The following is a 21193-nucleotide window of genomic DNA, read 5'->3' as shown; positions in this document are numbered from 1 at the left end:
AACAGGCCCTGCATTGTGCAACGCAGACGCAAAGGGGCGACGTTGCGAAAAACGCCGCGATTGTTTACTTTTTTTAAGATTGCTGAATGGCTAGAACGGCACGTTGAAGGACACACCCACCGTACGCGGCGTGGACATCTGCACCAGCATCGGGCCGCCAACCGTGGCCAGGAAGTTCACCGCCTCATCGTTCAAGGTGCCGATCGGGATCTGCCGGTTCAGTACGTTGCGCACGTAAAAATCGATGTTCGCGCCGTTGCGCAGGTTCACGCCGGTATTGATATCCAGGAACATGAATCCCGGCAAATAAAAATTCGGATCGCTGCTATCGCCGGAGAAACCCGCATTGCGATGCGTCGATGCGCGCAGGTTGGCGCCAAAATACGCATCCGTTCCGGCCAGGATGAACTTGTACTTCCCGCTGAGCGTGCCCGCCCACTTCGCTGAGTACGGCAAAGGCGAACCTTGTTGGATGCCCAGCTCCGGACTGCCATTCTTGGTGTACGCATCGGTAAAGGCCGATGAAGCGCCGAACTGCCAAGGACCCTGCGAGTAATTAGCCTGCATCTCCACGCCTTCCACGCGCGCGTCGCCTGCATTCTGGATAATGGTATTACCCAGGGTATACGTGTAGAGCTGCATGTGGTGCCATTCGATGTCGTAACCGTCGATACCCACGTTTAGATGGCCATCCAATTGACTGCTCTTGTAACCAAGCTCATAACTTTGCAGATTGTCCGAACCGAATGTGTCCTTCGCATTCGGATTGGGACCAAGCAAAGTGCTTTCGATCGGCGCTTGCAAACCGCCTGGTCGATAGCCGGTGGAAGCTCGCAAGTAATAGTTGTCCTTGTCATTGGGCCGCCAGCTCAAGGTAGCCATTTTGGTGACATCATCACTGACCAAATGCTCTCGGAACCCGCCTGGACTACCTGCGACCGGCCCTTCCTCAAAGTTGGAAAGATGCTGCGAGTTGCCACTTGCGCGCGCTCCCACCGTCAAATCCAGCGTCGGCCTGATGTGCCAGGTGAGATCACCGTAGCCCGCATACTCTTCGAAACCGGCATTGACGTTCTGCTGGATCAGACTGGTTCGCCCCTGCGCGAACTGGTTATCGCCTTCCAGTACATACTGCTCCCACACATTCTCGCGGTTGAACCAGAAACCACCGAGCCAATCGACATTGGGATTCTTGCGCGAGGTCAGCCGCATTTCCTGCGATGTCTTGTGCACGGTGTATTGCGAGTCGACATACAGCGAGCTGAGCTGTTGATCCACGCCCAGCAAGGGGCCCAGTTCGTTCAAGAGGTCAAGGAACGAATCCGGATAATCCTGCACGCTGTGGTTGACGAAATTCTGGTAGGAACTGATCCAGTCCAGCGTGCCGTAGTCAAAGTCGTAACCCGCATGAAACGAATACAACTCTAGTGTCTGGGTGAAAGGTTCGCGATGATTGAGCGCGCGCGTGTAGGGACCACCGGAAATCGGCTGCCCTTCCAGGTTGTAATCGGCCATCGACAAACCATCGGCCGCGATCTTCTGCGCCATCGCTGTGACGTTGAAGGTGAGCTTGTCGGTGGGATCGACTTCCAACTGCACGCGCGCACCTTTGGTATGCGTGCGGTCGTCGCCGCCGGCCGGCGTTTCACCCACGGCTCGATAAACGCCGGTAATGTGCTGGTCCACGACCGCCACACGTAGCGCAGCCTTATCTTTTACCAGCGGAATGTTCAGCGTGGCGTGTTCGGTATAACTCATCCCGCCGCGGTTGGTATTGGAGATATCGCCACCGACGCTGCCTGAGAAACCGCTGGCATCCGGCTTCACCGTCACGTACTTCACCAGACCGCCCATCGAGCCGGCGCCATATAACGTGCCTTGCGGACCATACAAGAACTCGATGTGATCGAGATCGAGCAGCGCCGGATCGAACACGAAAGTCGCCGCAGCTGCATACACGGTGCTGCCGCCCACCGGTACGTCATCGATGTAAACCGACACCGTCGGGCTGGTCTGGTTGCCGGTCGATACACCGCGCATGATCAGTTCGCCCTGCCCTGTTCCGCCCGCGCTGGCGAAGAACACACCCGGCTGATAGGACACGTAGTCATTGAGATTCTTGGCGCCGAGTTGCTGCAACGATATCGCCGATACTGTATCGACGTGCATCGGCACGTCACGTTCGGGTTCGCGGCGACGGTTTGCGGTAACCATCACTTCGCCGAGTGTCACTGCGGACTTCTTGGCAGTGGAGGGCGATGGTGGCGGCTCAGCGGTAGATGATGATGCCGGCGCAGTTTGCGCGATGACCTCTTGCGTAAAAATCGGAAGAACCAGTGGAATCAGCAACAGCCGGATGACACACGGCACATAACGTCGCGCTGACTGACGACGGATAACGACACGATGGCGAGCATTCATGGCGATCGGTCCGGGACAGGCTATTGCCTTTCTAATGCCCGGATGCGCCGCTGTTACCCGGGCCTCTTAGTGACGGCTGCAGTCTACGCCGATGTTCACGACGAACCACAATCTTTGCTGACTGACCAGCATCCCATCGTCATCCGTTCGCGCTGTTCCAGATCGCGCATGGTCGAAACTTTCGCGAAAGATGCATTGCACAGCAGCATGCGAACCGCTTCACCCTGATTCCAACCGTGCTCAAACAACAACCAACCTTCCGGCAAAAGATGCCGCCCTGCATCACGAATGATGCGTCGGATATCGTCCAGGCCGTCTTCACCGGAGGCAAGCGCACTCATCGGCTCAAAACGCAGATCGCCCTGATTCAAATGTGGATCATGGTTTTCGATATACGGCGGATTGGACACGATCACATCGAAGCGCTGATCGCCCAAGGGGGCAAACCAGTCACCCTGCACAAAGCTGACGTTAAGGATGTCGTGACGGCTCGCATTCCGTCGCGCAACGGCCAATGCATCGGCGCTAGCATCTGTTGCGATCACTTGCGCAAGTGGCCGATCACGCGCAATCGCCAGCGCAATCGCGCCCGTACCCGTGCCAAGATCGGCCACGTTGACGGTCTTGCTGATCGGTATGCGCTCGAGCGCCTCCTCCACGAGCAGTTCGGTCTCTGGCCGAGGGATCAAGGTGTCCGGCGTGACCTCCAGATCCAGCGACCAAAACCCGCGCCGCCCCGTGATATACGCCACCGGCTCACCGGCCTCACGTTGCTCGACCAGCACGGTATACGCCGAAGCATGTTCCGCCGAGAGCAAATCATCCGCATGCGCGATCAACCAACTGCGCGATTTGCTCAATGCATAGGCCAGCAGCACCTCAGCATCGACTCGATCGCCGAGCCGCTGCACTGCGGTCAGCAATGCTTGGCGAACTTTAAGCATCGTTTGGCGACCCTTCCGTGGACGCGACTTGAGACGGCGGCGCGATCTGCTTCGGCTCATGCTTACGCCAATAACCGCCATCCGTCCACGCGCCGAAGCCCCATCGCAACCAGCCGATAAGCGCGTTCGCGAGCCACAGCGCCCATGCCAGCATGGCGATCTTGTAGAACCAGAGCGACACGCTGAAGACACCCGCGCGCGGAATATCATCCTTTGTCTGATCGCCAAACCAGTTCAGATCCCATGCGCTGGAACCGTTTCCCGTGACATGCATATCGGGCAGGCCAAGCAAACCGGTAGGTACGGCCGAGACCAGCATGCACAACGCCAACACGGTCACCACCGCCAGCCCCGCTTGCAGCAAATTGAAGCGGTTACCGGCCAGATTCGCCATGGATCCCGAATGACGCGCACGCAAGCCGAGCAGAATCAACCAGAACACCACAAAGGCATAGGCGCTCCAGGCAAACGCAGAAAAGCCCAAACCGAGCAACAGCCAGTGATGGAAACGCAGCGGCGTCGGCGCATAACGGGAGAGCAGCCACGCGGTCAGCAGCAACACGACCAACTGCGCCCAATACAACACGGCCGGTCCCATGCTTGGCCCCCAGGTCCAGAGCACCCAGCGATCCTGCGGCAGTTTCAGCTGCAGCGAAATGTTGCTGGATGGTGCAGCCAAAGCATAAGCAGGCGTGATCGACCGGAAACTTGCGCCGATCGGTTCGCGCACATGCAACACGTAGTGATGTTTGCCAGGAAGCAAGGGCAAGCTCAGCTTGCCGTCCTTGACCGCCAGACTGAGTGATACATCGTCGCGCATCGCGTCCAGCAGCGCTGTACCTGCGGGAAGCGAGATGGCGTGATCGCCACCACGCGTGCTGCGTGCCGTGAGATCCAACGAGGTTTCAGTCGCGCGATCACCGACATTGCTGCTCGCACTCACGCTGTCGAAGGCAAGACTGTCGCCTTCCACAGGTTGCGGGCGTGTGATGGTCAACGCCAGCGTTTCATCGGGCAATGGCTCAAAGCGCAAACCATCGCTGCTATCGCTGACGGGCACACCCTTCGCCTCGACGTGCCAGATCGTCGCTGGATGCAACAGCCATACCTCGGCACGCTCCTCAAGCGTGGGCGCCTTGAGCTGCAGGCTATCGGCATGATCGAGACGGCTGATCCAGGCCACACTGCTTTGGCTGGCGTTGAAGGTGACGCTGATGCGCCCATGCTGCACGCGCACGTTATCGCCCAGCGGATGCTCGCCGGGAAGCAAGGGTAGCTCCAACGTAAAACCACCATCGCTAGGCGCGATGCGTTGCACTGTGTTGGACACCGTCCAATCCACGCCTAGTCGCAGATCGCGCGTCAGACTCACATAAGGCGGGAACGTTTGTTGTGGCAGTGGCGCTTGCTTGCCATCGGTAGTTGTCTTGACGCGATTGAACGTCATGCTGTCGCCCAGCATCCGCCCGGCATCGATGCCATCCAACGACCAGTCTTGTCCGTTGAAGGACACCCACTGCGGACGCAGCGTAAAGTTCAGCGTTGTGCTGTCAACAGGTCTGACGCGATAGCTGAAGCTGACGTGATGCACGCCAGGTACCAGCCGCACCACCAGCTGTCCTTCGTTTCTGCCGATGGAGGCATTGGCGTTGTTGTCCACGCTGATGCTGATCACCTGCATGCCGCCGTCTGTCTGTGGCATGGGTAGCGCGACAGGCGCGCCAGCATGCACTTCCATGTCGACGGTGATCAGATCGTCCTTGGCCTGTACCGTCGCGGTAGGAACCACAGCGCAATCGGGTGCGCATTTGGGTGCTTCGGTCAGCCGCGCCTGCAATTGATTCAACACATTCGGCGATGGTGTCGACTGCGCGTGAGCGATATGTGGCAAGCACGCGATGACCAGCAATGCCGCTGTGGCCCTGCCCTGCGACCAGCCGCGCCAGGATGAAGATAGCGGCTTGATCAGGTTCTGCACCATCCGACCCAGCAGCACCACCAGTAGCGCAAGCATGACGACGCGCAGCCATCGCACCAGCCATGCCGGCGCGATCACCAAACGCATGGTTTGTTCAGATGTCACCGGCCCTGACCAGCTCAATTGGTAATTGTTGCCAACGTCCCAGGCCGGTTCACCCGCACCCGCCTGGATCACACTGCGGTTGTCGGTTTCATTCACATAAACCGAGCTAGGCATCGCGCTTGCGGTCACGACGACGCTGGCAAGATTGTGATTCCCTCCGGAGGCTGCAGGCGATACCGACGCCTCTTCGACGGCGGGTGCCGGTGATGGCATAGCTGGTGCTGGCATAGCTGGCGTAGGAGGGGCGGGTGGAGCGGACTCCTGCATGGCCTGCTCCTCCACGGGAGCAGGCGGCGACGGAGCCACTTCTCGCTTGGCCGCGTATCGCTCGACCATGTTGACGGGGCGCTCCTTCCTCAAGATACCGCCATCGGCCTCCAATTGCGGGTGCAAAGCACTTTGCAATTGCGTCAATGCGAAAGGCAGCGTCGATAGCACCGCCAGCGCAAGTGCCGCAGCAGCAATCCCATGCGCCACACGCTCCAATCGACCTTGCGGCAACGCTTTTTTCAGCAACGCAAATGCCAGTGCCAGGCCCAGTGTCCAGCGTGGCGCACCGGCCTCATGTTGCGACAGCACCAGGAAAACGATCGCCACCAGCGCCCAGCGCCATCCCAGCAAACGTCCGGCCAGCAGAGCGATCAACGCAACGATGAACAGATCCAGCAAACTCCACTGTGCGATCCAGGAATCGGGCGAGCGATCGACGCCGCTTGCGCCGATCAGTCGGTAGCCATAAGGAAGATGCAACGTGGCATCGATGCTCTCCAGCGATGCCTGCCATCCGGTACTTGGCAGCAAGCCACTGCGATCGGCGATGCGCAAGCCCGCCTGAAGATCCAGATCCTTGCCGCGCAATTCGACGCCGCTATGCCCCTTGTCCGTATGCGTGACCAGCAACGGATCGTCGCCTTGTGAGGCGCGTTGCAATTGCCAGGGACTATCAACATCGAGTCTTTGCGTGTGTTGCAACGTGCCGGTGAGATGATCGCTGGCACTCAAACCTTGGCCATCAAAATCGACCCATATCTGCCGCTGCAATTGAAGCTGATCGGCCGCACTGCCTTCATTGCCACGCGTGCCCTGCTCTACCGTCAAGCCGCTGTCTGCGTCCAGAACGTAAGCCGGCAAGCTGCTCCAGTCCGATGGCACCCCCGCCTGCGCGGCGTCCGTGGCGTGACCGTCGATATGCGTGCTGCGCAAACCGGGGTCATCCGAGTAACTCCATATTTCCTGGCGCGGCCACGGATCCGGCGGCAGGTTGAGCGTCACCTGCTGCAGGGTATCCACCCCACGTGCAGAGAGCTGCAAGGTCCATTGACCGGGACGCAGTTGCACGCGCAATCGTCCATCGCTATCGAGTTGCGCGGGGAGATCGCTGTTCAATGCGGTCGCCACGAAACCTTTGGGCAACGCAGGTCCAAGCAGTTGTTCGCGCGAACTGCCGGTGACGTTCAACTGCACTTGTGTATCGAGCATCGCAGGCATGCCATCGGAAAGATGCCGGTAGACACGCACCGAAAGCGCATCGGCCTGACGCTGCGCCGTGACGGCTTCGCCCAGCGTGAGCTGATCGCCATTGCGTTCGACGTGGTCGACCGATTGGCCATCCAGACTGAGCGAGACCAGACCGATGGTCATGGGCACACGCAGCCGTGTCGGACGCGTTTCCCATGGCAGCGTGCCGCGCACGGTGTAATCGCCCGGCTCCAGCCACAATGCGGGATGCCCTTCGTGCAGTAACACCGGCCCGGCCTTGTCGTTCACCGAGACTTGCTGGGGCCAGCTACGATCGTCGCCCGGCACCCCGACCCAGCTCGCGGCGTCAACATGGACGCTGAGGCTGAATCGTCCGCCATCCTTGTCGGCCTCCAGGCCAAGACGGCCTGGCCAGATGCATTGATAGTTGCCGGCGCCCGGATTGCGGTTGGCCAGGAAGGGACAAGCATGTTCCGGCACATCGTGCAGCACCCAGTCCTGCCAATCGTGCAATGCGGGCGGCACGTCCTGGGCAAATAACGGCGCGACCATCCACAGCAGACCCAACATCCCTATCCATCGACGCATGCGGCTTTCCCCTTGGCGGCGTTTCGCCCAGTTTAGATGGAATCGGGGGAGTGAGAAGACGGGTGCCTCTCCGGTAACCGGATAAGAAAATGCCAGGCGGTTCGCACCGCCTGGCACCTGTCGATCTACGCTGGCTTGCGGTTAGATCTTCGAGGGATCCTGCTTGGCCTTCAGCGCGGCACACAACAAGGTCTGCTCACGCGTCTGGGCAAGGCCACGGTCGGCGCCGGTCACATCCTTCAGGCGCGGCGCGAAATAAGCCTGCAAGCGATCCGCTTCCGCCGTGGAGCAACCGCCACCACCGGCCAGTGCCGGCAGACGGCCACCGGCAAAGCTGCCGGTACGCGCAACGACCTGATCGTAGTGACCCGTGAACCAGTGCCACAGTGCATCACGAGCGGCAAGCGTGTCATGGCTACCGCGCAGAATGGCCGCCATTTCACCGACCTTGACTTGCTTGCTCAACGAGAAGTCACGCGCTTTGTCCGCCAATGCGGGCGTATCGGTCGCGCTGAGCCCATCGAGCATGGCGTTGCGCAACGCAGGGTCTGTGGTCTGAGGCAGTTCGGCAATCAGGGCGTCGAGTGCTGGCTCGCCATGTTCCTGCACGGCCACAGCAAGGGCGACGCCGAGCAGATCCGGATCTGCAGCAGTCAGATTCAGATGACCGTCGGCGTTCTTGGCAAGCGCCGCATCACCCTGTTTGAGCAAGGCTGCCCGCACTTCCGGCACTTTGAAGTCCAGTGCGAGTGCGTTGGCCAACGCACTGCGCAACAACGAATCGCCATCGGCTTCGCCGGGCTTGCGTTGATAGCCAAGCTGCTCCATGCGTGGCATGTAAGCATCCTTCACCCACGCCACGATTTTGGCGCGCTGTGCGTCGGTCACGGCTTCGTTGCTATAGATCCACTCGATCGTCTGCAACGGTGCCACCACGACCTCGCGAGTCGTCACGCTGGTCAGCGGCTTGAGCGCGGCCATCGCGTCGCCGGCGTTCAACTCACCGTGACGGAAACCCGCGTCGATGCTGTCTGCGTAAGCGAGCTGCTCGGTGTCACTGAGCGTGGCGACGTGCTGGGTCAGATCGGCCCATTCCGTCTTGCTCAGATTGAAACGGTAGTAACCACGCGCGTTGGCGTTGGGCATCACCCAGGTCGGCGTGCTGGCGTCTGCCAGCACCATCGTGCCGGTCGGCTTGTCGAGCAATTCGCAACTCTGCTTCGTACCGTCGCTGGTGGCGTAACGCACGCAAACCGGAATGCCCCACACGCGATTTACATCGCCCGTGCTGCCAACCGGCAGATAGCGATCCTGGCTCAGATGAAGGATGGTCTTGCCATCCTTCTGCTCCAGTCGCGTCTGCACGTAGGGAACACCGGACTGATCGAGGAAGCTGTTGAAAGCATGCTTGAATGTCGGACCCTGATTTGCGGCGGTAGCGATGGCGCCCACGAGATCGTCAGCGGTCGCGTTGCCGAACTTGTGTGCCTGAATGTAAGCACGCATGCCCTTCTGGAAGGTGTCTTCGCCGACATAGCCCTCGAACATACCGAGTACAGCAGCACCCTTCTGATAAGTGATGCCGTCGAACGCTGTCTCGATATCGCCATTGCCGGTAATCGGCTGACGAATCTGACGCGCCGTGGTCAGGCTGTCGTTATGCATTGCACCCTCTGCACCGCTGATCCGATCGAGATCGGCGCGATATTCCGGATGCACCTTCATGGTGACTTTCTGCTGCATCCAGGTGGCGAAAGCTTCGTTGAGCCAGATGTCGTTCCACCACGCCAGTGTCACGGTATCACCGGTCCACTGATGGGCCAGTTCGTGCGCCGTCACGTTGAACGAACCGCGTACATACTTGGCCGGAGAATCCGGATCGAGCAACAGCAGCCAATCGCGGAAAGTCACCAAACCCGGATTTTCCATCGCGCCAGCGGAGAAATCCGGAGCGGCGAGCAGATCGAGTTTGCCGAACGGATAGCCGAAACCGTAATAGTTTTCCAGCGTGTGAATGATGCTCGGCGTTTCGCTCAACACATGCTGCATGCGATGGCCTTCGCCGTGCGCTGCAATGCCGCGCAACGGGAGAACCTCGGTGCGATAATCGTCTGGCGAAATATCCGGGCCGTTGACGATATCCCACGGACCCACGGCAAACGCGACCAGATAGCTGGGAAGCGGTTGCGTCTGTGCAAACGTCAACGTCTTCCACTTGTCGCCGGCATGCGCTTCGTTGATCTGTTTGGTATTGGCAACGGCCACCAGATCCGACGGAATCGTCAGTGCGATGTCATAGGGCGTTTTGAAGCCCGGCTCGTCGAAACTGGGGAACGCATAGCGCGCGCTGATCGGCTCCATTTGCGTCATCGCGTACGGTACACCCGCATGACTGACTTTGTAGAGGCCCTGCAGCTGCTCGTTGAGCGGCGCGGTGTACTCAATAGTCAATGTCAGCTGCTGCGGCTTGAGCGTGCTGCCGAAATCAATACGCGACACGCCCTCTTTCGGCGCAACGGCGACGTACTTGCCATCGTGGACCTTGCCACTGGCGTCGGTAATCGTGACCTTGGAAACATCGAGGTCACGGCCGTCCAACCACAGATGATCTGCTGCCTGCTTCAAGTCCACCTTGATGGTGGTCGTTCCCGAAAAACCCTGTTGCGCCGGATCGACCTTGAAGGCGAGCTGATACGACACAGGCACAGCCCAGCGCGGCAGCTGACCATGCGGTGCCTGGTCGGCGGGCGTTGCCGCAAACGCGGCACCGCAACAAACCGCCAGCGCGGTCATGGCCAAAGGACGGAAAAGACGCTTCATATCAACCCACCTACGGTGTCCAAAACATTTGACGCTATGCCAAGTAGGCGCTCTGCCACAGTGCCATACGGCATAGCCCTCTGATCGGACTTATCCGACCGCCCTAAGCTAAACGCCCTCTCCCGTACAGAAACCCGAGTCGATGATGGATCACCGACCGTCCTCCGCGCCCGCTTTGCATGTCGCCGTGCTGGAAAGCAATGTCGAACTACTACAGGACATTCTGCTGCCCGCCTTGAAGAACTGCGGTTTTCGTGGCGCCGGCGCCACCTCCGCGGCGGAGCTTTACAGGATCATGCTGGCACAGCGCTTCGACATCGTATTACTGGATGTCTGCCCTCCCGATGAGTATGGCTTTACCGTCGCACAGCACCTGCGTGCCATGTCGAATATCGGCATTGTCATGCTCACCGGACGGGATAGGCGTCAACATCCTATTCAAGCACTGGAAAGCGGTGCAGACCTCTATCTCACCAAGCCGGTGGATCTGGATCTTCTGGCAGCGATGCTACACAGCCTCAAGCGGCGATTGACCTGCCAACTCTCAAACAAAACCGTCGCCAACTCACCTTCCCGGCCGGAATGGCGGCTCGAAAACGGTGGTTGGCGGCTGGTATCTCCTCGCGGCAATGTCGTGACACTTACCGCGGCGGAGCAATGCATCGTGATGACACTGGCCATCAAGAACGGTCAGCTCGTGCGGCGTGAAGCATTGATCGAAGCCATTGCGCGTAACGCGTACGACTTCGATCCGCACCGTCTCGAAATGACGATTCACCGTCTTCGTCGCAAGGTGCTCGCCAGCACCGGGGAGGCGTTGCCACTGCAAACCGTACGCGGCAAGGGCTATTTGCTTTCGTGCGATGCATCTCGCTCCATGTCTTCATTGCCCCGCTGACTTACAGCGTAAGCGCGGCGCGATGTTCCGCGCGACATGCGATGCATGCCGACATACCTTGTCAGATAACTTCGCTCGTTCCATGCGCTTTCGGTGCAACACCCCGACAGTTCGAAGAATGCCGCACTGCCTCTCTACGCCTGCACGTCACGCACAGCACAATCTGAACAACACGTACATGACCCAATGAGGTCGTCTCCAAACGTGAGCGTACGTGAAAAAAAGTGAGTCTCCGTGCATTTGCGTGAGTGACTACCTTGGCCGCGTGCCGAGATGCTCAAGCCGCTCAACATGACCAACGCCGACATCAGGGAAATCGGCTGAGGCACACACAGACAGCAGGCTCGAGGGGAACTTCATTCCAGCTTTCAGCGCCTCGATGCGGCACGCACAAGCGTGCAGGCACGTCCTGCCTATCTTTTTGCATGGAGAAAGCAACACGCATGAACAAGATCTACAGCAAAATTTGGAACGCATCGCTAGGCGTTGTCGTCGTAGCGTCGGAATTGGCTCGCTGCAAAGTCGTTGGCGTCGTCAACAAACAGGAGCGCTGTGGCCTTCGCCTCGCCGGGCTGTCGCTTGCCATCGTGCTCGCCACCACGCTGGTACCTGCAAAGGCCCACGCCGATGTATGCACCGGATCGTTCACGACTGCCAATCAGCCGCTGGCTTCAAGCAATGCGTTTGCGTGCGGCCCTCTGGCGATGGCCACTGGCAACTACAGCGCTGCCTTGGGTGTTCGCGCCACTGCGCTCGGCGACTACGCCACCGCGCTGGGCTACATGTCACTCGCGCGCGGCACCGATAGCGTCGCTATCGGCCACGACGCCCTATCCGCCGGTGCGAGCAGCCTTGCGCTTGGTCAAAATAGCTCCGCATCCGGCAACAACAGCATTGCGCTCGGCGCTGGGTCAATCGCCGACCAAGACAATGTGGTGTCGGTAGGTAGCGCTGGCAACGAGCGTCAGATCACCAACGTCGCCGCTGGCACACAAGGCACCGACGCCGTGAACGTGTCCCAGCTCAACAACTTGGCCGATAGCGTCAGTTCCGCTTCCCACTACTTCGCTGCGGCGGGTCAGGGCAACGACGACGCGCTCGTTACCGGCCAATACGGCACTGCCGCCGGTTCTGCCAGCTTCGCCATGGCCGATGGCGCTTCCGCGTTCGGCAGCGGCACTAATGCCATCGGCCAGTACAGCACAGCTCTCGGCTATGGCAGCTCTGCAACTGGGGACTATACGATTGCATTAGGTAATAACGCGCAGGCGAGTTACTACAGCGCTATCGCCATTGGCTCGGGCAGCTCGTCTACCAGTTGGTCATCGATTGCGATGGGCCCGAACAGCCACGCATATGGCGTGCGCAGCATCGCCATCGGTGAAGGCGCCCAAACGGACAACATGGGTACCATCGCGCTGGGATGGGGCAGCCAGTCCACAGGTATGTTCTCCACCGCTTTGGGCGAGGCGACTCAGGCGATCGGTTACAACACGTTGGCAGTCGGTGCAGGTGCATGGACACTTGGCGATAACTCGACAGCGCTGGGTGCTGGAGCAGGCAGCGAGAACGCCGTCGATCAAATCACCGCGGTCGGCTCCAACGCACAAGCAGATGCTTATCGCGGCACGGTGGTGGGCGCAGGCAGTTTTATCGCGGATTGGGCCCCGCAAAGCACACTCATCGGTGCGAACGCCTTCAGCTTTGACGCAAACGGGACAGCACTTGGCGAAAGCAGCGAAGTGGCCTATGGCGCTTCTAATGCTGTTGCACTGGGATCGGGCTCGTATGCAGATCGCGCCAATACGGTTTCAGTGGGTGCCGATGCAGAATGGACTGATGGTTACGGCGTCAAGCACGCAGCCATCGATCGTCAGATCACCAATGTTGCCGCCGGCACGCAAGCGACCGATGCGGTGAATAAATCGCAGCTCGACACATTGGCCAACAGCGTCGCTTCCGCAAGCCACTACTTTGCGGCCACCGGTCAAGGCAATGACGACGCGCTCGTTACCGGCCAATACGGTATCGCCGTCGGCTCGGGCAGCTTTGCCATGGGCGATGGTGCTTCCGCCTTCGGTAGCGGTGCTAATGCCATGGGTCAGTACAGTCTTGCTGCTGGCTATAGCAGCGCAGCGTTCGGCGATTCCAGCACGGCAATCGGCCAGAACGTACAAGCCATTGCACAGGAGTCGACAGCGCTCGGCTACAACGCGTCGGCAAGTGGTGTGTATTCGCTCGCTGCGAATGGCGGCACCGTGGCGAGTGGTGCCGATTTCGGCATATCGATGGGCGCACTCTCGCAGGTCAACACGGGCGCCAGCAGTTCGATCGCCCTAGGCACCTTTGCAACGGTAGAGCACGACGCTTTCAACTCGATGGCCTTTGGCCTTTTCTCCGACGTCAGTGCGGGCGCACAAAATGCCATCGCCATCGGCACTACCGCTCACGCAGGAAATAGTGCCGCGACCGCCATCGGTGGCGTGGGCATCTTTGTTGATCAGACAACTAATCAGATTATTGCAGGCGGAACCGATGCTCAGGGCCAGAGCGCCACGGCCATTGGCAGCTATGCGCAAGCCGAAGGTGACGAAAGTACGGCTGTGGGTGTGGGCTCTATCGCCAACGGCAATCGTTCAGTGGCCATCGGCGCTGGCGCAGGGCGCAACGGACTTAGCGATAGCAGCGTCGCCATCGGTGAGCTAAGCCAGGTGACGGGTGCCAACGCCGTTGCGCTAGGCGCGCTCTCGGTTGCCGATCGTGACAACTCGGTCTCGGTGGGCAGCGTTGGCAACGAACGTCAGATCACCAATGTCGCTGCCGGCACGCAAGGCACCGATGCCGTGAATAAATCGCAGCTGGATGCAGTCGCAAATGTTGCCGATGCGGGTGCTCAGACCTCTCGCTATTTCACCGCAAACGGCAAGAACAACGGCAGCGATAATGCGTCGGCTACCGCTTCTTACGCATTGGCCGCAGGAGCATCGGCAACTGCCAGCGGCACCAATAGCGTAGCGCTGGGGCACAACGCCACAGCAACCGGTTCAAGCAACACGGTGGCCGTAGGCGCGAGTGCCCACGCGGGCAGCTATGGTTCCCTGGCACTCGGTGCGAATGCCGTAGCCACGACCAAGACGTCGGCCGCCTATGCTCCCTACGCGTTCAGCGCGACAGCCGTGGGCGATCAAGCATCGGCAACGAACGACGACACAGTGGCACTTGGCCTCAAAGCCAATGCAAGTGGCGGATATGCCATGGCACTCGGTGGCAATGCGCATGCGGCCGGCAAGTATTCCATTGCACTCGGTGAGAAGGCCAACGCCACCATTCAGGGCGCGATGGCCCTAGGTGTCTCCTCCTCAGCGACGGCCACCAACGCAGTCGCACTGGGAACCAACTCGGTTGCCAATCGTGCCAACACCGTGTCGGTGGGGCGCGCGGGGGCAGAACGCCAAATCACGAATGTGGCAGCTGGTACAGCGGACACCGACGCGGTCAACGTTTCTCAGCTGAAGCAGGCCGGCCTCTTCACCGTAGGCGCGAACGGTGTGATGGGCGCTTCGACATTCAGCATTCAGGGCAATAGTTACGCCAATGTGGGCGCTGCATTCGGAGCACTGGATAGCGCCATGACTGGTGCACTCAGCAGCATCAATTCGCTCAATGGACGCGTGAGCAGTCTCGCGACCCAGGTGTACGCGGCGCCTGCAATCACCCGCAATATCGACATCGCACCAATCACAAACAACGCCAGTCCACAGAACGCAACGGTTACCTCGATCGCGAGCACTACGGATCCAACCAGCACAGTTTTGGGTAACAATGCACAAATCGCGAGCACGGCTACCAATGCGGTGGCAGTGGGCGCCGATAGCAATGTGACAGCGTCGTCAGGTACGGCCATTGGTCAAGGCAGCCAGGTCACTGCATCGAACGCCGTGGCGATCGGTGCGGGTTCTGTCGCCGATCAAGCCAACACGGTGTCGGTTGGCAGCGTTGGCGCGGAACGTCAGATCACCAACGTGGCCGCCGGTGTCAATGCAACGGATGCTGCCAACGTAGGCCAGGTCACGGCGGCCACGCAAAGTGCCATCAGCGCAGCGGAGACTTATGCCGATAACGGCGATGCGCAAACCCTGAGTTCCGCCAATGCATATACCGATCAGAAGACGGCGGGATTGGTCAGCAGCGATAACTTCAACGCTTTCCGCGATCAGGTGAACAGCCAGTTCCATTCCGTCAATCTGCGTCTGAATCGCGTCGGTGCCATGGGTACCGCGATGGCCGGCATGGCGGGCGCTATCGCCGCGGCACCAGGTACGGATAACCGCGTCAGTGCAGCGGCAGGCACCTACGCGGGCCAGTCCGCATTGGCGGTCGGTATTGCGCACCGCATTCCCGGCAATGGTGCCGTGCTGATCGGCGGCTCGATTGCCGGCGGCGGCGAATCCAGCGGCAGCGTTGGCGTCAGCTTCGGCTGGTAACCGATAGCGCTCTGTTCATCGACTCGATGCACAGAGCGTCCCTTTTGCCACGCCGCCACGGCGTGGCGATTACCGGGCGACTCCGCATCGCCCGTCTTTCCATCCGGCGCGCGGATAGCCCCGGACTCACTTCAAGGATCCATGTATGAAGTCACTTTCATCCTTACGCATCAGCGCGCTCGCGACCGCACTGGCTCTGCTCGTGCCAGCCATTCATGCCGCAGACGCCCCTTCGCTCTCTGCCAAGTTTGTCGGCGTGAGCAACGCTGATCAAAACTATGATCGCTTCATCATCACCTATAAGCCCGGTACGTCCGAACGTGACAGCAGTGCTGCCGTTCTTCAAAACGTCATTACCGCCATCGGTCACGTGGGCCTCAACAACGCAACGATGTCCGTGAACGGAACAACGACACCAGCGCTTTCGGCCTCCTATCAGCGCAAGCTCGCCATGGGCGCTGACCTGATTCGCACGTCGCGCAAGTTGAGCCAGAGCGAAGCGAATACGCTGATGGCGCAGATCGCTTCCGATCCTGCCGTTGCGCACGTCCAGCCCGATCGCATGTTGCACGCGGTGCAGGACTTCAAGGCACCCGCCTCGTTGGGCAAGCCGACCGACGCGCCAACGCCCGTAGCGCCGAACGATACGTACTACGCCGATTACCAATGGAATTTCTCCAATGCTGTCGGTGGCGCCAACGTCAACAATGCGTGGAATATCGCAGACGGCACCGGCGTCACCGTGGCGGTCATCGATACGGGCATCACGCAGCATCCCGATCTGGACACATCGCTGGGCGATGCGGGTTACGACTTCATCGACGATCACACCGTGTCCGGCCGCGCGGTCGATGGCCGCGTACCTGGCGGCTGGGATACGGGTGATTGGACGACCCGGAACGAGTGCGGCGCAGGCACCGCAGCGGAAAACAGCAGCTGGCACGGTACCAACGTAGCCGGCGTGATTGGCGAGCTGACCGACAACAACATGGGCATGGCAGGTATCGCTTACAACGCGAAAGTGCTGCCGATTCGCGTGCTTGGTCACTGCGGCGGTTACGACTCCGATATTTCCGATGCGATCGAATGGGCGTCGGGCGGCCATGTCGATGGTGTTCCCGACAACACCCACATCGCGCAAGTCATCAGCATGAGCTTGGGCGGCGAGGACCAATGCGCCGCAGATGATCCGGAATACCAGGCCATCCAGGATGCTCTAGGCCGCGGCACCGCCGTCGTGGTGGCGGCTGGCAACAGCTCGGCGAATGTTTCAGGTTTCACACCGGCCAGTTGCCCTGGCGTGATCGCCGTAGCGGCGAACGGCATTACCGGCAAGCGCGCGTTCTATTCCAACTACGGCAACGGCATCACCCTCTCAGCGCCGGGTGGTGGCATTTATGCCAACGACGCATCGTCAGGCACGCAGGTAAATGAAGGGTTCATCTGGCAAGCCCTCAATCTCGGCACGACGAGCCCCATCTACCCAGCAGATCCCGTCCAGGCATACGGCGGCATGGCCGGCACTTCGCAGGCTACCCCGCACGTGACCGGCGCAGTGGCGATGATCGTCGGTGCGGTAAAAGCCGCTGGCCTGCCGGCACTTACACCCGCACAAATCACCAATATCCTGGTGAAATCGGCGCGTGCGTTCCCGGTGACCGAAGACCAGCCGATCGGTGCGGGCATTCTCGATGCCTATGCGGCTGTCAATCTGGCACTCGGTAACGACAATGGTGGTGGTGACAACGGCGGCGACAATGGTGGAGAACAACCCATTGTGCTGACCAAAGGCTCGCTGCTGTCGGGTCAGAGCGCAAGCAGCGGCAGCATCCTTTACTCGATCGTAGTGCCGTCGGGCGCGACCACGTTGAACATCCGCACACTTGGCGGCTCAGGCAACGTTGCGATGTATGTGAAAGCGGGCACCGCTCCGGCAGCAGACGGTAGCGACGCGGACTTCAGCTCCGTGAAGCCAGGCACCAGCGAGGCTGTAGTGATCGCGCAGCCACAAGCGACGACCTACTACATCCGCGTCGCCGCATCGCAAGGCATTTACAGCAACATCTCCGTTCTGGCCGATTACAATCCGTAATCGACAACGCGTAGTGCAAAAAACCCCGGCAGGCACATGCCGGGGTTTTTTATGGCCACCGATCGGACCTTTGATGAGCCCACGAGGTCGACATGTTGATGCCTGGCGCATGGCTAAGGCCCTTCTTGATATCGGCCAGCGGCGGAAACTGCAGATCCCTCAGCTCCTTGCGCCACACCAAGTGGGCGAATGCAGCACTTGCATTGTTAAAATCGATCACTACCATTGGGTTCATAGACTGCATCTATAATTAGGGCAATCCATGAACCTGCGCGATCTCCATTATCTGGTTTCCCTGGCCGAGCACCGCCATTTTGGCCGCGCCGCGGAAGCCTGTTTCGTCAGCCAGCCCACGCTATCCACCCAGATCAAGAAGCTCGAAGACGAACTGGGCGTGGCTTTGGTGGAGCGCACCCCGCGCAAAGTGCTGCTGACCGATGTCGGCCGCGATATCGCCAATCGCGCCCGTGAAGTACTCAACGAAATCGAGCAGATCAAGGGCGTCGCCCGCCGCACGGTGGACCCGGAATCCGGCACGGTGCGCCTGGGTATCTTCCCCACATTGGGTCCCTACCTGCTCCCGCATGTCGTACCCATGATGCGCGATCGCTTCCCGCGCCTGGAGCTGCTGCTGGTTGAGGAAAAAACCGAGACGGTGCTGCATCGTCTGCGCGAGGGAAAGCTCGACGCCTGCATCGTCGCCCTGCCCCTGCACGACGACAGTCTGCATAGCGAGTTTCTGTTCGAGGAACCTTTCCTGCTGGCCGTGCCGCAATCGCATCCGCTGGCCAAGCGCCAGCAATTGAAGCTCAACGATCTTTCCGACCAGAATCTGCTACTGCTCGAGGATGGCCACTGTCTGCGCGATCAGGCGCTGGAGGTTTGCCATATGGCCGGTGCGGGTGAAAAAACCGGTTTCCGCGCCACCAGCCTGGAAACACTACGGCAAATGGTTGCCGCCAACGTGGGCATCACCCTGCTGCCCACGCTCGCCGTGAAACCGCCGATCGCCCAGGTGCCCAACCTGCAACTGGTCGAATTCAGTGGGCATGCGCCGAGCCGGAAGATCGCCATGGTGTGGCGCAAGAGTTCGGCGATGAGCAGTTTCCTGAAGCTGTTGGCTGACGTGTTCAAGAAATTGCCACATGACCTGCTCGATCCGCACAGTGCGGTGAACATCACTCCTGCTAAGCGTCGGCGCACGGTTTGAACGCGCGCATGACTCAGTAAGCAGCCGAAAGCCCGATCGGACACGTCACGCCGGTACCACCCAGCCCGCAATATCCATCCGGGTTCTTGGACAGGTATTGCTGATGATCGTCCTCGGCGAAATAGAACGGCCCCGCCATCGCAATCTCGGTCGTGATATTGCCGTACCCCGCTTGCGCCAGCTCAGCCTGGAAACGCCTAGCCGAAGCCTGTGCAGCATCAAGCTGAGCCACATTGGACGTATAGATGGCTGAACGATATTGCGTTCCCGCATCATTCCCCTGACGCATGCCTTGCGTCGGATCGTGGTTTTCCCAGAACGTTTTCAGCAAAGTATCCAGGGAGATCTTCGACGGGTCGTACACCACCCGTACAACTTCGGCATGCCCGGTCATGCCTGAGCACACTTCGCGATACGACGGATTGGGCGTATAGCCTCCCGCGTACCCCACTGCGGTGGTGAGCACACCGGGCAGATTCCAGAACTTGCGCTCGGCACCCCAGAAGCAACCCATGCCGAACAACACGCTCTCGCTGCCCGGGAAAGCCTCCGATTGCAGCGAGCGCCCATGCACATGATGGCTGTCGGTGGGCACGAGCGGTTGCTCGCGCCCGGGCAAGGCCTCGTCCGAATGAGGCATGCGTTGTTTCCAGGCACCAATGCCAAGCATGACCGCATCCTCCTTCCAATGTCTGGGAATCAATAATGCAACAAGGTATGTAACGGAATGTTGTCGGGCCAGAGTTTCCTTCCCTGCAGGGCCAGCAGTTCGATCACCACCGAGGCGCCGACCAGGTCGGCCCCAAGCTGCCCAAGCAGGTCGCGCGCCGCACCCAAGGTTCCCCCTGTGGCCAGCACGTCGTCGACCAGCAGCACGCGTTCGCCCTGGCGCACGGTATCTGCACGGGCTTCCAGGCGGTCTGTACCGTATTCGAGCTGGTAGTCGGCATGCATCACCGGAGGCGGCAGCTTGCCCGGCTTGCGCAGCGGGATGAAGCCGGCACCCAGTTTCTGCGCAAGGGCCGACGCAAAGATGAACCCGCGCGATTCAACGCCACAGACAGCCTGCACTGCGTGGCCCTGCCACGGCTCGGCCATGGCATCGATACAGCGCGCAAACGCCGCGCCATCGGCCAGCAGTGGCGTGATGTCACGGAAAATCACACCCGGCTTCGGAAAATCCGGTACCGCGCGGATCAGACCCTCAAACGATGTCATGCATTCACTCCCATCAAGCTTTGATCGCGCGACGACCGGGCCGCAGCGCGCCGAGTAGGATACCTGCCAGCGCAAGCGCCAGCCCGGTCCAATCCCCGGACATCGTGGGACGCCCGAGCAGAATCACATCCAGCACAAAAGCCAGCACCGGCTGCAGCAACAGCAGCAATCCCACCAGCGACGCCGGCAACCGCGGCATGGCTTGCACCATCAGCAGCCATGCGAGCACTTGACCGAAGAATCCCAGTGCCAGCAAGACGCTCCAGTTCGCAACACCATGCAAGGCAAAGCTATCCCCCTCGCCGCTGCCCCAAAGCCAGAGCATGAGCGCACATAGCAAGCTCATCAGTCCCAGGAATTGTGCTGGGGAAAGGCGTGTGTGCGTCTTTAGTGCCCGCCGGAAGCTCAGCAGGTAAACGGTATAGGCCACGCCGCTGCCCAAGCCCAGCCATACGCCCAGGCGATGTCGCGCATCGAACATCGACCAATGCGCGCCGACCAGCAGCCACAAGCCCACCATCGCCAGCAACATGCCAGGTACGAACCAGCGGCCGGGGCGCTCGCGGTAAAACGTAAAACCAACCAAGGCCATCAGGAATACCTGGAAGTTGGTCAGCAACGTGGCGATCCCCGGCCCGACCCACAGGATGCTGCGATGCCATTGGATCAGGTCAGCCGCGAAACCGGCCGCTGGTAGCAGAGCCCAACCAAGATCGCGCACGGTGAAGCGCTGCCAGCGTCCGCGAAGCGCCACCCAGACCAACAGCATGCCGCCCCCGAAAAACATGCGGTAGAAGCCGGAAACGGTAGGCGCGGTGTGCGCATAGACCACAAACAGGCTGGTGCTGGACAGCAGCATCGCGCCGGCCGCCATCTGGATGACGGCGGCACGCGTGGACACGTCGCTGCTGGCGCCCGCAGGCGCCGCGGTAGTAGAGGGATCAGACATGAAGGGT

At 60.2% G+C, this 21193-nt stretch carries 11 protein-coding genes; 4 read left to right on the top strand and 7 right to left on the bottom strand.

Translation table 11 applies throughout. The features are described 5' to 3' along the window. Window positions 1-90: 90 nt before the first annotated feature. From ISN74_RS03490 to ISN74_RS03475, 4 genes are all read right to left on the bottom strand, one after another. Complete coding sequence (locus ISN74_RS03490) at window positions 91-2421, bottom strand: TonB-dependent receptor (RefSeq protein WP_188797434.1); 2331 nt, start codon at window positions 2419-2421, stop codon at window positions 91-93. 95 nt (window positions 2422-2516) lie between these two features. After that, window positions 2517-3365, bottom strand: a complete 849-nt coding sequence (gene prmC, locus ISN74_RS03485; protein WP_188797432.1) for a peptide chain release factor N(5)-glutamine methyltransferase — start codon at window positions 3363-3365, stop codon at window positions 2517-2519. Further along, complete coding sequence (locus ISN74_RS03480) at window positions 3358-7515, bottom strand: hypothetical protein (protein WP_229678974.1); 4158 nt, start codon at window positions 7513-7515, stop codon at window positions 3358-3360. The genes prmC and ISN74_RS03480 overlap by 8 nt, the downstream gene beginning before the upstream one ends. Window positions 7516-7656: 141 nt before the next feature. Further along, window positions 7657-10335 (bottom strand): M1 family metallopeptidase, encoded by a 2679-nt coding sequence (locus ISN74_RS03475; protein ID WP_188797430.1) that lies wholly within the window; start codon window positions 10333-10335, stop codon window positions 7657-7659. A gap of 145 nt (window positions 10336-10480) precedes the next feature. Here ISN74_RS03475 and ISN74_RS03470 point away from each other — a divergent pair, with 145 nt between their 5' ends. From ISN74_RS03470 to oxyR, 4 genes are all read left to right on the top strand, one after another. Continuing rightward, on the top strand, window positions 10481-11233 hold the full coding sequence (locus ISN74_RS03470; protein ID WP_188797428.1) for a response regulator transcription factor: 753 nt from the start codon (window positions 10481-10483) through the stop codon (window positions 11231-11233). A 443-nt stretch (window positions 11234-11676) separates the two neighbouring features. Then, window positions 11677-15717: an ESPR-type extended signal peptide-containing protein gene (locus ISN74_RS03465; RefSeq protein WP_188797426.1), complete on the top strand. Its 4041-nt coding sequence runs from the start codon at window positions 11677-11679 to the stop codon at window positions 15715-15717. A gap of 145 nt (window positions 15718-15862) precedes the next feature. Next, window positions 15863-17809, top strand: coding sequence for a S8 family serine peptidase (locus ISN74_RS03460; RefSeq protein WP_188797424.1), 1947 nt, complete (start codon window positions 15863-15865; stop codon window positions 17807-17809). Window positions 17810-18071: 262 nt separating this feature from the next. Beyond that, on the top strand, window positions 18072-19019 hold the full coding sequence (gene oxyR / locus ISN74_RS03455; RefSeq protein ID WP_188797422.1) for a DNA-binding transcriptional regulator OxyR: 948 nt from the start codon (window positions 18072-18074) through the stop codon (window positions 19017-19019). Window positions 19020-19032: 13 nt separating this feature from the next. Here the strand turns inward: oxyR and msrA are convergent, their stop codons facing one another. From msrA to ISN74_RS03440, 3 genes are read right to left on the bottom strand one after another with little or no spacing between them, the layout of a single operon-like run. Next, on the bottom strand, window positions 19033-19689 hold the full coding sequence (gene msrA / locus ISN74_RS03450; protein WP_188797420.1) for a peptide-methionine (S)-S-oxide reductase MsrA: 657 nt from the start codon (window positions 19687-19689) through the stop codon (window positions 19033-19035). Between the two features lie 29 nt (window positions 19690-19718). Continuing rightward, window positions 19719-20237 (bottom strand): adenine phosphoribosyltransferase, encoded by a 519-nt coding sequence (locus tag ISN74_RS03445; RefSeq protein ID WP_188797418.1) that lies wholly within the window; start codon window positions 20235-20237, stop codon window positions 19719-19721. Window positions 20238-20250: 13 nt separating this feature from the next. After that, on the bottom strand, window positions 20251-21186 hold the full coding sequence (locus ISN74_RS03440; protein WP_188797416.1) for a DMT family transporter: 936 nt from the start codon (window positions 21184-21186) through the stop codon (window positions 20251-20253). Window positions 21187-21193 lie beyond the last annotated feature (7 nt).

It is taken from the genome of Dyella caseinilytica, assembly GCF_016865235.1.
Lineage (GTDB): Bacteria > Pseudomonadota > Gammaproteobacteria > Xanthomonadales > Rhodanobacteraceae > Dyella_B > Dyella_B caseinilytica.
This window is presented reverse-complemented; position numbering and strand designations above follow the sequence as displayed.